Annotated in this window: 10 protein-coding genes; 5 read left to right on the forward strand and 5 right to left on the reverse strand. The window is 75.1% G+C overall.

All coding sequences use genetic code 11. The annotated features are described in order from the left end of the window. Positions 1-215: 215 nt before the first annotated feature. Together ACTJIY_RS00350 and ACTJIY_RS00355 are read left to right on the forward strand one after the other, a co-directional pair. The gene (locus ACTJIY_RS00350; RefSeq protein WP_440673154.1) at positions 216-1,097 is read left to right on the forward strand and encodes a manganese catalase family protein; all 882 of its coding nucleotides are present in this window, start codon (positions 216-218) and stop codon (positions 1,095-1,097) included. A gap of 40 nt (positions 1,098-1,137) precedes the next feature. Beyond that, on the forward strand, positions 1,138-2,505 hold the full coding sequence (locus tag ACTJIY_RS00355; RefSeq protein ID WP_440673153.1) for a cytochrome P450: 1,368 nt from the start codon (positions 1,138-1,140) through the stop codon (positions 2,503-2,505). Between the two features lie 28 nt (positions 2,506-2,533). Here the strand turns inward: ACTJIY_RS00355 and ACTJIY_RS00360 are convergent, their stop codons facing one another. Further along, a complete protein-coding gene (locus ACTJIY_RS00360; RefSeq protein ID WP_253049819.1) occupies positions 2,534-2,716 on the reverse strand; it encodes a hypothetical protein in 183 nt (60 codons plus the stop codon). A 309-nt stretch (positions 2,717-3,025) separates the two neighbouring features. Between ACTJIY_RS00360 and ACTJIY_RS00365 the strand changes: the two genes are divergently transcribed. Next, entirely contained in the window at positions 3,026-3,460 is a 435-nt protein-coding gene (locus ACTJIY_RS00365; RefSeq protein ID WP_440673152.1) for a DUF6098 family protein, read from the forward strand. Between the two features lie 7 nt (positions 3,461-3,467). On the opposite strand, the gene ACTJIY_RS00370 is transcribed toward ACTJIY_RS00365, so the two are convergent. Beyond that, entirely contained in the window at positions 3,468-4,157 is a 690-nt protein-coding gene (locus ACTJIY_RS00370) for an ANTAR domain-containing protein (RefSeq protein ID WP_440673151.1), read from the reverse strand. A 140-nt stretch (positions 4,158-4,297) separates the two neighbouring features. Between ACTJIY_RS00370 and ACTJIY_RS00375 the strand changes: the two genes are divergently transcribed. Next, the gene (locus ACTJIY_RS00375; RefSeq protein ID WP_440673150.1) at positions 4,298-4,735 is read left to right on the forward strand and encodes an SRPBCC family protein; all 438 of its coding nucleotides are present in this window, start codon (positions 4,298-4,300) and stop codon (positions 4,733-4,735) included. A gap of 91 nt (positions 4,736-4,826) precedes the next feature. On the opposite strand, the gene ACTJIY_RS00380 is transcribed toward ACTJIY_RS00375, so the two are convergent. Both ACTJIY_RS00380 and ACTJIY_RS00385 read right to left on the reverse strand, forming a co-directional pair. Next, complete coding sequence (locus ACTJIY_RS00380; protein WP_440673149.1) at positions 4,827-6,425, reverse strand: phytoene desaturase family protein; 1,599 nt, start codon at positions 6,423-6,425, stop codon at positions 4,827-4,829. Then, entirely contained in the window at positions 6,416-7,609 is a 1,194-nt protein-coding gene (locus ACTJIY_RS00385) for a zinc-dependent alcohol dehydrogenase (RefSeq protein WP_440673148.1), read from the reverse strand. Before ACTJIY_RS00385 ends, ACTJIY_RS00380 begins: the two co-directional genes overlap by 10 nt. Before the next feature lie 164 nt (positions 7,610-7,773). Here ACTJIY_RS00385 and ACTJIY_RS00390 point away from each other — a divergent pair, with 164 nt between their 5' ends. After that, a complete protein-coding gene (locus tag ACTJIY_RS00390; protein ID WP_353709157.1) occupies positions 7,774-8,919 on the forward strand; it encodes an FUSC family protein in 1,146 nt (381 codons plus the stop codon). A gap of 132 nt (positions 8,920-9,051) precedes the next feature. Here the strand turns inward: ACTJIY_RS00390 and ACTJIY_RS00395 are convergent, their stop codons facing one another. Further along, a complete protein-coding gene (locus ACTJIY_RS00395) occupies positions 9,052-12,948 on the reverse strand; it encodes a PQQ-dependent sugar dehydrogenase (protein WP_440673147.1) in 3,897 nt (1,298 codons plus the stop codon). Positions 12,949-13,013: the final 65 nt, after the last annotated feature.

Here is a 13,013-nt window from a genome sequence, read left to right on the forward strand (position 1 = left end):
GACCGTAGGCACGTCCGGCCGCGCTCGCGCGCGCGACCTCCGACGCACGTCGCCGAGGAGCCCGGCGACGCCGCGTCGGGCGTGCCCCGCCCAGATGCGACCGGGACCGGAGGGCTCCACGCTGGTGGGACGCTCGACGCGTCGAGAACGGGGCGCGTGCCGTGGTCCTCCGCGCACGCCGCGTGGTGAGGGCCGACCTCCTCGAGGGAGAGACCATGTTCTTCCACCGTCAAGAGCTCCAGCACCAGGCCACGCCCGACCGGCCGGACGCCGTCTACGCCCGCAAGCTCCAGGAGGTGCTCGGCGGGCAGTACGGCGAGATCACCGTCGCGATGCAGTACGGCTTCCAGTCCTGGAACTCCCACCTCCCGGGCAAGTACCGCGACCTGCTCTACGGCATCGGCGCCGAGGAGTTCGGTCACGTCGAGATGCTGGCGACGATGATCGCGCAGCTCCTGGAGAAGGCGCCCGTCGGCCTGGTCGAGGGCGCGGTGCAGGACGACCCGACCGTGGCCGCGATCGTCGGCGGGACCGACCCGCAGCAGGCGATCGTCGCGGGCGCGGGCGCCCGGCCGGTCGACTCGAACGGGAACCCGTGGTCGGCGGGCTACGTGACCGCGAGCGGCAACCTGCTCGCCGACTTCACGGCGAACGCGAACGCCGAGATGCAGGGCCGCCTGCAGGTCGCCCGGCTCTACCACATGACCGACGACGCGGGGGTCAAGGACCTCCTGGCCTTCCTGCTCGCGCGCGACACGATGCACCAGAACCAGTGGCTCGCCGCGGCGCAGGAGCTGCGCGACGAGGGCGTCGAGGAGCTGCCCGTCCCCAGCACGTTCCCGCTCTCGAAGGAGGACCGCGACGTCGCGTACCAGTACATCAACTTCTCCGACGGCGAGCACGCGTCCGAGGGACGCTGGGCGAGCGGCCCGACCCCGGACGGCAAGGGCGAGTTCACCTACGTCGCGGAGCCGCCGGCGGGCGTGCCGATGCCGCCGCCCACGACCCCCGACGAGCGGTTCCACGGCACGACGCGCACGCCGTCGACGCTCGACAAGGCCACGGGCGCCGTCAAGGACGCCCTGCACAAGGACTGAGCGGGGTGCCCCTGACCGCCGCCGTCCTCGGGACGAGCGCATGACCGACACGCCGGTCGACCTCACGACGCGCGAGACCGGGCTCGTCCTGCGGGACGTGCTCGGTCCGCTCGTCGCCCAGGGCGCGATCATGCGCCGTCCCCGCGCGACCGCGTGGGCGGAGCGTCGCCAGGTGGACCGCACGGCCCGCCGGCTGCTGGACCGCCTGCGCTCCCGGTACCACGGGGCTCCGCTCGTGGTCCGGCTCGGTGCGCGCCGGCTCGTCCTGGCCACCCGGCCCGAGCACGTCGAGCGGATCCTCGTCGGGTCGCCCGCGCCGTTCACCCCGGCGTCGTGGGAGAAGCGGGGGGCGCTCGGGCACTTCCAGCCCGACGGCGTCCTGATCTCCCCGCCCGAGGCACGACGCGAGCGCCGTCCCGAGAACGAGGCGGTGCTCGACACGTCCGAGCCCGTGCACCACGACGGCGACGCCCTGGTCGCGGCGGTCGAGCGGGAGGCGCGAGATCTCGTCGCGACGGTCGAGGGGTCGGGCCGGCTCGACTGGGACACGTTCGCGGCCTCGTGGTGGCGTGTGGTCCGCACCGTCGTCCTCGGGCGCGCGGCCCGGGACGACGAGCGGCTCGTCGCCGTCCTCGACGCGCTGCGCCGTGACGGGAACTGGTCCTGGTTCCGGCCGCGCCGCCCGTGGCTGCGGGCGGCCCTGGAACGCCGGATCGCCGAGCACGTCGCCGCGGCCGAGCCGGGCACCCTCGCCGCGCGCGGGCGTGACAGGGACGGGGCGGACGCCGTGCGCCGCCAGATCCCCCACTGGCTGTTCGCGTTCGACGCCGCGGGCGCCGCCACGTTCCGCGCGCTGGCCGTGGCGTCCGCTCGCCCGGTCGTCCGCGCGCGCCTCCTCGCGGAGCCGGTCACGACCGGACGCGGGCCCGCCGTGCTGCCGTACGCGCGGGGGTGCGTGCTGGAGTCGGTCCGGCTGTGGCCCACGACGCTCGCGATCCTGCGCGACGCGTCGGGTCCGGTGCGCTGGGGCGCGCGCACCTTCCCGGCGGGGACGGGGTTCGTCGTGCTCAGCGCGTACTTCCACCGGGACCCCGGGCGCCTGTCGTTCGCCGACGCGTTCACGCCGGAGGCGTGGCTCGACGGCCGGGCCGACGCCGACTGGGGGCTCGTCCCGTTCAGCGGCGGCCCGGTGTCCTGCCCGGGCCGCAACGTGGTGCTCCTCCTGGCGTCGCACACGCTCGTGCGCGTCGCCCGCCTCGACCTCGTCGTCGGCCGGGGGCGCTACCTCGCGCGGGACCCGCTCCCGCCGACGATGGACCACCTGGGCCTGCGGTTCGGGCTCCCCGGGGAGACGGCCCCGGGCGAGGCGGTGGCGCTCACGCCGACGCCCGCCCCGGCGGTCGCGTAGGCGGGTCGCGGTAGCGCTCGCGCGCCCCTCAGGCGTCGCCGGACGCCGCGCCGCCGGTGCGCGGGTTGACGTTCCCGGGGTCGGCGTCGGTGTCCGTCTCGTCGTCCGCGCCGGAGCCGCTCGCGTGGCGCCCCTCGCGAGGGTTGAGCGACCGGGGGTCGGCGTCGGGGTCCTCGGCGGGGTCGTAGCCGCGCTCGTCGTTCTCGCTCATGTCGGCCTCCTCGGTCGGTGCTGGCTGGCTGCTGGGTGCTGGGTGCTGGGTGCTGGTTGCTGGCTGCCGGCTGCTGGGTGCCGGCTGCTGCGTGCCGGCTGGTGGGGTGCCGGCCGGCCGGTGCCGCGCCGGGAAGGCGCGGTCCTGCCACCGTCGCACGGCGCCGCGGCGCTCGCCGGTCCCGGGGTGCCTGCGACGCGGGGCCCTCGTAGCCTGGCCGTGTCGGCGGCGGACCCGGGCGGGGACGTCGTCAGGACGCGGTCGAGAAGGGGCCGACCGGCACGCAGCCACGTCCGTCAGGAGGACACGGTGCCCGAGGAGACGAGCGCGCTCGACGCCCTGCCGCGCCTGCGGAGCCTGGCGGAGGTCGCCGAGCTCGTCGCGGTCGTGGACCCCCTCTACGTCCGGTTCAGCGGTGGGCCCGCGCAGGACCGCGCGACCGTGAGCCGCGACCACGAGAGCGGCTGCCTGCTGCCGGGCCTCAGCGTCAACCCGATGAACCCCGAGCCGTGGTGGGACCGGCCCGTCGAGCACTGGGTCGCGCGCCAGCTCTGCCAGTACGCGCACCTCCTGACGCCCGAGCGCTTCCCCTGGCTGCTCACCGGCGAGGTCGCGGGGCGCGGGCCCGACTGCGAGCCCCTGCTCGTGGACGTCGTGCCCGCGGCGTCGGTCGACCCGCAGGTCGTCGACGAGGCGGGGCGTCTCTACCGCGAGGTGTTCGAAGCGGGCGACGACGGGACGTGAGGCACGCTCACGCGCCCGGCTCGTCCTCGGACGGCTCGGACGGCTCGGACGGCTCGGGCGGCTCCGACACGACGAGCGCCCGCAGGAGCTGCTCGGCGACCTCGCGCGGGCTCACGTTCCGGTGCCGCGAGGCCGAGTCGATGATGCGCCGCGCCTCCTCGGCGGAGCACTGGTTCGTCTGCATGATCGCGCCGACGGCGCGCTCCGTGGCGACGGCGTCGGACATGTCGCGGTAGAACCCGGCGGTCGCGTCCTCGAGCTCGGCGAGCTCGAGGCGCAGGCGTACCGCAGAGGCGACGAGCTGAGCGTACGAGTCGGCCGCGGCGAGCAGCTCCGGGGTCCAGGGATCGGGGGTGCGGGAGTAGAGGTTGAGGGCGACGGCGACGTCGTCCGCGACCGTCGCCGGGACCGCCGCGGTCGAGACGAAGCCCTCCAGGCGCGCCTGGCGCGACCAGCGCTCCCACCGCGCCGCGTCCGCGACCGCGACGACGAGCCGGGAGCCGACGTCCATGGCGTCCACGCACGGCCCGGCGTCGTCGAGCGCCTCGGCCTGGTCGCAGCGGGCGGCCGCGTCGCTGCTGCTCCCGGCCCGCACGCTCACCCCCGCCTGGCGCATCGTCACGCTGACCTCGAGGCCGTGGTCGAGGATCGTCGCGGCGCGCACCGCGAACTCCTGCGGAAAGCGGGCGATACCCATGGCGCGTGCCCCTTCCTGAGGGTGGTCCTCGCGTCGTCGCGGGGGGCCTCTCACGCTACGTCCGGCGGCGCGCGCACGCGCGCACGAGCGCCCCGACCGCGAGCGGTTGCCAGTGCCGGGCGCGGGACTAGCGTCGCCTCATGGTGACCGTCGCACGGGCCGTACGGTGCCCCCCGGACGCGGTCCTCGGCGTGCTCGCGGACGGCTGGTCGTACGCGACGTGGGTGGTCGGGACGGCGCGCGTGCGCGCCGTCGACGACGCGTGGCCCGCGCCGGGGTCGCGGATCCTCCACTCGGTCGGGCTCTGGCCCGCGCTGCTCGACGACGAGACCGTCGTACGTGCCTGGGAGCCGGGCCGCGGGATCGACCTGCAGGCACGGGGCTGGCCCGCGGGGGAGGCACGGGTGCGGATCGAGGTGGCGCCCACCGCCGACGGGTGCGTCGTGCGCATCGCCGAGGACGCCGAGAAGGGGCCGGGGACGCTCGTCCCGCGGCCTCTGCGCAGCGCGGTGATCGGCCCGCGGAACGTCGAGACGCTGCGTCGGCTCGCGTTCCTCGCCGAGCGCCGGAACCCGTAGCACCCGATCTGCCGACGACGTGCCCCCGATCTGCTCTCGATCCGTCCCGGCACGTCCTCGGCCCGGTGGCCGGCGGGTGGTCCGCGTGCGGTCAGGGCTCGCGCAGGAGCCGCGCCCACGCGGTCCGCACGAGCGCGCGCCGGAGCGCCCCGCGCGCGCCCGCGGCGGCGAGCGCGGCGCGCGCCGCGTTCCACCCGCACGCGCCGTGCACCCCGCCGCCGGGGTGGGCGGACGCGCTCGCGAGGTAGAGCGACGCGACCGGCGTCTCCGGCCGGCCCAGGCCGGGCGTCGGCCGCAGGAACAGCTCCTGGTGCACGGCGGACGTGCCGCCGTTGACGGCCCCGCCCGCCAGGTTGGCGTCGGCGGCCTCGAGGTCGGCCGGGGACTGCACGAAGCGTCCGACGACCGCGTCGGCGAACCCGGGCGCCGCGGCCTCGACCGTGTCCTCGACGCGCTGCACCTCGTCCGCGACGGCCTCGCGCGTCCAGCGCAGGCGGTGGGGCAGGTGCGTGTAGGCCCAGGCGGACTCCGTCCCGGCGGGGGAGCGCGACGGGTCGGAGGTCGTCATCTGCCCGAGCACGAGGAACGGCCGGTCGGGGACGCGGCCCCGGGACAGCGCGGCCGACACGTCCACGAACCCGGCCCGGTCGACCCCGAGGTGCACCGTCCCGGCCGACCGGGCGCCCGGCGTGGTCCACGGCACGGGCCGGTCGAGCGCCCAGCTCACCTTGAGGGTCGGGTGGTCCCACTGGAACCGGCCGAGGTCGCGCACGAGCCGCGGCGGCAGCCGGTCCGCACCCACGAGGTCGAGGTAGAGCGCGGGCGCGCTGACGTCGGCGAGGACCGCGTGGCGCGCCCGCACGTGCCGACCGTCGGCCGTGCTCACGCCGACCGCGCGGCCCCACACCACGTGCACCCGGTCGACCCGCGCGCCGGTGACGACGTCCCCGCCGCCGGCGCGCAGCCGGGCGACGAGCGCGTCCGGGAGGCGCCCGGCGCCGCCCGTCGGGACGGGGAAGCCCACGTCCTGACCCAGCATCGCGAGCAGCCAGCCGAACACGCCGCTGCCGGCGGCGTCGGGCGGGACGTCGGCGTGCATGGCGTTGCCGGTGAGGAGCAGGCCGCCGCCCTCGCCGCGGAACGTCTCGTCGGCGAGGCGGCGCACGGGCAGCACGGCCAGGCGCGCGAGGTCGAGCGTCCCCGCAGCCCCGAGGCGGCGCAGCACGCGCAGCACCGGCCCCGCCGCGGGCAGGGGGCTGAAGAGCGCGTCCAGGAGCGGGTCGCGCACGCGGTCCCAGCCCGCGACGAGCTCGAGCCACGCGTCGCCGTCCCCGGTCGCGAACTCCTCCAGCCCTGCGGCGGTGTCCACCGCCCGCTCGCGCAGGACGGCGGCCCGACCGTCGTCCAGCACGTGGGCCAGGGCGTCCGGTGCGCGCGACCACGACAGCCCGTGGTCCTCCAGGTGGAGCCCCCGGACGACGGGCGACCCGGCCGCGAGCGGGTAGAACGCGCTGAAGAGGTCCGTCTCGAACCCCGGCGCGGCGACCTGGGCGGAGCGGACCGCGCCGCCGTAAGTCTCCTGCGCCTCCAGGACGAGGACGTCCCAGCCCGCGTCCGCGAGCGCGTTCGCGGCGACGAGACCGTTGGGCCCCGCGCCGACGACGACGGCGTCGACGGTGGTCAGGCCCACGGGTCGAGCACGACCTTGATGCAGCCGTCCTCCTTGCGCTGGAACGTGCGGTACGCCTCGGGCGCGGACTCGAGCGGGAGCCGGTGCGTGCGCAGGTCCAGGACGCCGAGCGGGTCGGAGACGTCGGCCGCGAGGGGGAGGACGTCGTCGGTCCACCGGCGCACGTTCGCCTGGCCCATGCGCAGCGTCAGCTGCTTGTCGAAGAGCTGCATCATCGGCAACGGGTCCTTGGCACCGCCGTAGACGCCCGAGATCGAGACCGTGCCGCCGCGGCGGACGAGGTCGAACGCGGTGTAGAGGGCGGCGAGGCGGTCGCCCCCGGCGCGCTCGGTGAGGGGCGCCGACAGCAGGTCCGGCAGCAGGCCCACCACCTTCTGCGTGGCCTCGGCGAGAGGGGAGCCGTGGGCCTCCATGCCGACCGCGTCGATGACGGAGTCGGCGCCGCGGCCCGAGGTGAGGTCGCGCACCGCCACGGCGAGGTCGTCGACGGCGGACGGGTCGAGGGTCTCGACGCCGTGCCGCTCGGCCATCGCGCGCCGCTCGGGGACGAGGTCGACGCCCACGACGCGGGACGCTCCGCGGAGGAGCGCGATCCGGGCCGACATCTGCCCGATGGGGCCGAGGCCGAGGACCACGACCGTGCCGCCGGGCGGGACGTCGGCGTACTCGACCGCCTGCCACGCGGTGGGCAGGACGTCCGACAGGTAGAGGTAGCGCTCGTCCGGGGAGCCGTCGTCGGGCACGACCATCGGTCCGTACTGCGCCTGCGGCACGCGCAGGTACTGCGCCTGCCCGCCGGGGACCTGGCCGTAGAGCTTGGTGTACCCGAAGAGCGCGGCGCCCTTGTCCTGGGAGCGCACCTGCGTCGTCTCGCACTGGGTCTGCAGGCCGCGCTCGCACATCCAGCAGCGCCCGCAGGCGATGGTGAACGGGACCACGACGCGGTCGCCGACCTTCAGGCTCCCCGCCTCCGGGCCGACCTCCTCGACGACGCCCATCGCCTCGTGGCCCAGGACGTCGCCCGCGTCGAGGAACATCCCGAGCACCCCGTACAGGTGCAGGTCGGAGCCGCAGATCGCGGTCGACGTCACGCGGACGACCGCGTCCGTGGGCTGCTCGATCCGGGGGTCCGGCACGTCCTCGACGCTCACCTTCTCGCGTCCCTGCCAGGTCAGTGCTCGCATCGGTCGTCGTCCTTCCGTGGTCGTCGTGCCGACCGCGGCGGCGTCAGCACGCCTGGGACGCCACCGTGCCCGACGGCGTCGGCGGGACTCTGCACCGACGTCGCCAGTGAAGCACCGGCTCCTCCCGCTCACACCCCGGGCCGCCGTGGGGAGGCGACGTGCGGGTGCCGGCACGAGGGGCGATCCTCGTGCTCGTGACGACGGACGACCGGGCGGCCCCGCACGGGCCCGACGGGGAGGGGCCCACCTGGGCGCGCCGTGCGGTCGCCGCCGCGGCCCGGCGCTGGGTGCGGCACCCCCGGTGGTCGCTCGCGGTCAAGGGGGCCGTCGCGGCCGCGCTCGCCTGGTTCGTCGGCGTGCTCGCGCCCGAGCCCTTCTCCGACTACCCGTACTACGCGCCGCTGGGCGCCGTCGTCGCGACGACGAGCACCCTCGCCCGCTCGGTCCGCGAGTCCGCCCAGGCGATCCTCGCGATCCTCGTCGGCGCGGCCATCGCGCGTGGCGTCGACCTCGTCCTCTCCCCGAGCGCGCTCTCCGTCGCGCTCGTCGTGGGGCTCGCGCTCCTGTGCGCGGGGTGGCGCCGCTTCGGCGAGATGGGCACGTGGGCGGTGACGTCGGCGCTGTTCGTCCTCATCATCGGCAACGCGGCCAAGGTCGAGTTCGTCGGTGCCTATGCCGGTCTCGTCGTCGTCGGCGCCGCCATCGGCGTGGGGATCAACCTCCTCGTCCCCCCGTTGCCGCTCACCCCCACGGAGGACGCGCTCGACGGGCTGCGCGACACGCTCGCGGACCAGGTCGAGGCGCTCGCGGACGGGCTCGACGGCGACCGGCCGCCGTCCGCGGAGGAGTGGGAGGAACGCCGCCGCGAGGTGGACCCGACGCTCGTCCGTGCGCGCGACGCCGTCGCACGCACGCGCGAGGCCGCGCGGGCGAACCTCCGCCTGCGCCGGCACCGGGACTGGGCGGTCTCGCAGGTGCGGCGCTCGCAGGAGCTGGAGGTGTCGGCCGACGTCGTGGGGTCGCTCGTCCGGCTCCTGGTGGAGTGGGAGCGCGAGGGGCGCGACGACCTGGCCCTCGGGGCCCGGCTGCGGCCGCTCGCGGCCCGTGCGCTCGACGCCTACGCCGCCGCGCTGCGCTCCGTCTCCGCGGTGCCCGCGGACGAGGCGGCGCTGCGCACCCTCGCGGCCCGCGCGGAGGACCTGCGCCGGGCGGTCCGGGAGGCGCGGCACGAGGTCGACGAGGACTACTTCGTCGCCGGCTCGCTCGTCCTCGCGCTCCGGCGCGGTGGGGCGGCGCTCGCGGCCGGGTGACCGCCGGCGGCCGCGGTCCGCACGCACGGACCGCCCCGGTCCCGCGGGCTGGTCGGACGCAGCCTGGACGGAGCCGGGGCGGTTCGTGCGGTCAGGCCCGGGGGTCAGGACCCCCGGGCCACGAGCCGGGCGTCACCCGCAGGTGTGCGCCGCGTGCTCGACGACCACCTCGCTCGACACCTCCTCGCCGTCGACCGTGGCCGTCGCGGAGACCGTGACCGACCCCGCGTCGAGGGCGGTCGCCCGCGACGCGAACGACTGGTAGGCGGCCTGGCCGGGCTGGACGTCAGCGACCGTGCGGGACCCGAAGGCGGTCGTCAGGGTCACGTCGGCCGGCACGTCGGACTCGTTCGTCGCCGCGACGGCGAGGTACGCCTTGCCGGCGAGGCAGCGCGGCGAGACCGCCACGTCGAGCTCGACCTCGGCCGGTTCCGCGGCCGGCGTGACCACGAGGTCGCGCAGGCTGCCGGTGTTGTCGAACGACCCGAAGCCGGCACGTCCCTCGGCGAACGTCGTGTCGTTCGCGGTGAGGAGCGGGGTGTCGAGGCCGTCGAGGTACACGGCGATGTCGCCGCTGTCCGCGCAGCGCACGACGCGCACGTCGTGCCACTCCTCGTCGGTGACCGCCGGGGGAGCCCCGACCGCGCCGTCCCACTGGTCGTCGATCCGCTCCCGGTCCTTGCCGTCGACCTTGAAGATGCCGTTGTGGGCGTAGATCGTGTTGTCCTGCGAGAGGTGCGCGTAGTAGTACTGCGTGTCCGACTGCCAGCCGAACACCACGATCACGTCCCGGTTGTTCACGGACGCCGGGGCGTCGAGCCGCACCTCGGCGTCGAGCGCGAACGAGCCGAGCTCGGGGCCCTCGGTGAGGACGGCGTACTCGAACGGCCGGCGGATGCCGTCGTTCGGGTTGTCGCCCGCCTGGGCGAGGACGATCGCGTCGCCGGGGAACTGCCACTTCGACGGCGTGCGCGGCGCCCAGTTCTCGGCGGCCATGACGTCCGTGACCGGCTCGCCCGCCGGCGCGCACGACGGCGGCGCCGGCGGCTCGACCGGCTGCGCGCCGAACCGGGCGTACTGCGCCGCGACCTGCTCCGGCGTCGGGACGGTGTCGAGGAACATGAGGTCGTCCATGCGGCCGTGGAACGGGTTGGCCTCCCGCGTGTCCTGCGGGAAGCTGCCGCCGATCTTGATCCCCCGCGGGTCGGTCGGGGAGGTGGAGCCGGCACCCCAGGGGTTCGAGGCCGTGTACCGGCCCTCGAGCTCCTCGCCGTTCATGTACAGCTTCATCTCGCCGCCCGCGAAGTCGAACGTCGCCGCGAGGTGGACCCAGCGGTTGCGCTCGAGGATCTGGTCCCACGGGAGGTCGGCCGCGAACGTCCACGAGCCGCCGCCGTCGACGCGACGCCCCAGCGCGACGAGCTTGAGCTCGTCACCGACGGTGATGACCTCGAGCAGCGCGCGCACGGCGTGGCCGTCGGAGTCCCCGGTCAGCACCCCGGCGAGGCCGATCGCGTTGTAGCGGTCGTCGGGGTTCGCCGTGCCGGAGTTGAGGGCGGGGTGCTCGCCGGTCGGCTTGAACCAGCCCATGACGGAGATCTCGTCGGCGTCCGCGAACGCCCCGAGCGAGTCCACGCCCGCGGGGTCGTAGACGCCGGCCTTCCAGTCGTCGTTCGACGCCGTGAGCGGGCTCATCTGCTGCGTCTGCAGCGCCTCGCCCGCGCCCGGGTAGGCGCGGTCGGCCACGCGCATCTCCACCCCGCCGTTGACGAGCTGGATGTTCGTGCCGGACCAGCCCTGGTCCGCCTCCCACGTCGTCGAGCCCGCGACCGGGTGGTCGAAGTCGTAGTGCGCCGCGACGTTCCCGGCGAGCTCGGGGAGCACGACGGGCGAGGACGCCCCGACGCGCCGCGCGCCGGTGACCTGCCAGATCTTCCCGTTGGCCTTCGAGATCAGGTAGAGCTCGCCGTCGGCGTCGGACCCGAAGCGCAGGTCGACGCGCTGGTCGCCGACGAGCTCCTGGAAGGTCGTCTCCGCGCCGTCGGCGAACACGCGCAGGTGCTCGATCTCGGCCAGGTCCTCGAGGTCGCCGTCGTTGCGGACCATCTCGTCCGCCTCGGTGGCCAGCACCCAGCCGCGCACGAGGTCCGTGAAGAGGTAGCGTCCGCGCAGCTCGGGGATGTCGCCGCGGTAGACGAACCCGCCGTTGAGCGCGACGCCCGCGTCGCCGGTCTGACCGGGGTCGCGGTTGTGGTCGTAGGCGGCCACGGGGTAGGTGAAGCCGTTCTCGGCGTCGTTCGCGGGCAGCGGGTAGATCTGCCGGTTGTCGGCGAGGAACGACCCCTCGCGCACGGACCAGCCGAAGTTGTCGCCCGGCTCGACGGCGTACACCGACTCGACCTGCCACTCGCCGATGTGCCCGAGGTACATCGTGTGGTCGCCCTCGGGGTCCCAGCTGATGCGGTGCGGGTCGCGCAGGCCGACGGCATAGATCTCCGGCAGCGCGCCCGGCGTGCCGACGAACGGGTTGTCCGCCGGGATGCCGTACCGGCCGTTCGCGGCGTTCGTGCCGAGCGGGTCGATGCGGAAGACCTTGCCCTGCGGCGTCGCGAGGTTCTGCGGGTTGCCGTTGCCGACGCCGTTGCCGCCGTCGCCCACGAGGACGTAGAGGTTGCCGTAGTCGGCGTCCCCCTCGGTGACCGTGGGGTTGAACGCGATCTGCTGCACCGTGTGCACGCGGCCGGCGAACGGCACGCGCAGGACCTCGCGGCTCGTGCCCGCGAAGACCGGGGCGGACGGGTCGGTCGCCTTCCACTCGGTGACGACGCTGTGGAACTGCGTGTTGCCGTAGGCAGGGTAGTCGGGCGTGTCCTCCGTCAGCGCCGTGCCGCCCTCCGTGTGCACCGTGTAGAACAGCCCGTTCTCGGCGAAGTCGGGGTGGAACTCGGCGGAGCCGAGGCCGGTGCCCAGGCCTGCGCTGTTGTGGAAGTTGTCGAGGAACTGCTGGCGCACGTCGAGATAGGGCACGTAGGCGCCCGTGTCCTTGTCGACGGTGTAGAGGACCGCGTTGTTGTCCGGCACCATGAGGCGGCCCGAGCCGTCCGGGATCTCGTCGAGGTGCGTGATGCGGTTGTGGCGCACGAGGCGCGGGTCCTGCGTCGCCGGGGTCGTCTGCGACGCCGGGAGCTGGGCCAGCTCCGTCACCTCGATGCCGAGGGTCGACGGCGTCGGGTCGGGCAGCGGGTTGAGCAGCGGCTCGTTCGGCGTGGTGCCGCCCGCGGCGCAGTCGGCGGGGTTGCCCGTCGGGATCGCGAGGTTCTGCCCCGCCGTGTCGACCGCGACGTCGTCGAGCATGAGGCGGCCCGCGCTGCTGGCGCCGTTGATCCAGAAGAACCGGTCGAGCGCCGAGGTGACGCCCTGGCGGAAGCCGAACTGCTGCTCCGTGCCCTCGGGCAGCCGGGTGATCTCCTCGTACGGGCCGCCCTGGCTGTAGACGCTGACCTTGTCCGTCGCGTTGTCGGCGACGATCCACACGCACTGCCACGTGTCCCGAGACCAGACGCCGGCGGGCTTGAAGGCGCCGCCGTCCCGCACGAGCATCACGTCGTTGTTCTGGTTGTTCACGTACGCGCGGCTGTGCGCGTAGTCGGACGGCGCGTCGTTGTCCGTGATGCCGAACGACGTGTCGACGCTGCCGGTCCGCATGAAGCGGAAGAACACGGTCCCGGTCGTGCCGTCGGCGATCCCGGGGACCGCACGGTGGGCGCGCTGGGTGCCGCCGACCATCTCGAGGACCTGGTTGTTGCCGTTGAGCGGGTCCGCGACGACCCGGGCCGCGGCCGAGGCCGACCAGCCGTCCTGGCCGTTGAGGGCGGTGCGCTGGTAGCCCTCGAAGCTGAGGATCTCGGTGAACTCGTCCTCGGCGACCTCTGCGGCCGCGGGTGGCACGAGGAGGGTCCCTCCCAGGACCGCCGCGAGGGCGACGGCGAGCGCCGTCCTCCCTCGTCGGCTCGAATGCGTAGACGTCATCGTCTGCTCCACTTCGTCGGATGGTGCTGGCACGACACACCGGTGAGCGCTGTCATGTCTCCCGA

The sequence above is a fragment of the Cellulosimicrobium sp. 22598 genome (genome assembly GCF_052044445.1).
Lineage (GTDB): Bacteria > Actinomycetota > Actinomycetes > Actinomycetales > Cellulomonadaceae > Cellulosimicrobium > Cellulosimicrobium cellulans_G.

What these genes read in the sequence shown, in the direction of transcription:
- ACTJIY_RS00395 (WP_440673147.1), bottom strand. Translation starts at nt 12,948, where the DNA reads ATGACGTCTACGCATTCGAGCCGACGAGGGAGGACGGCGCTCGCCGTC.
- ACTJIY_RS00370 (WP_440673151.1), bottom strand. Translation starts at nt 4,157, where the DNA reads ATGGGTATCGCCCGCTTTCCGCAGGAGTTCGCGGTGCGCGCCGCGACG.
- ACTJIY_RS00350 (WP_440673154.1), top strand. Translation starts at nt 216, where the DNA reads ATGTTCTTCCACCGTCAAGAGCTCCAGCACCAGGCCACGCCCGACCGG.
- ACTJIY_RS00385 (WP_440673148.1), bottom strand. Translation starts at nt 7,609, where the DNA reads ATGCGAGCACTGACCTGGCAGGGACGCGAGAAGGTGAGCGTCGAGGAC.
- ACTJIY_RS00355 (WP_440673153.1), top strand. Translation starts at nt 1,138, where the DNA reads ATGACCGACACGCCGGTCGACCTCACGACGCGCGAGACCGGGCTCGTC.
- ACTJIY_RS00375 (WP_440673150.1), top strand. Translation starts at nt 4,298, where the DNA reads ATGGTGACCGTCGCACGGGCCGTACGGTGCCCCCCGGACGCGGTCCTC.
- ACTJIY_RS00360 (WP_253049819.1), bottom strand. Translation starts at nt 2,716, where the DNA reads ATGAGCGAGAACGACGAGCGCGGCTACGACCCCGCCGAGGACCCCGAC.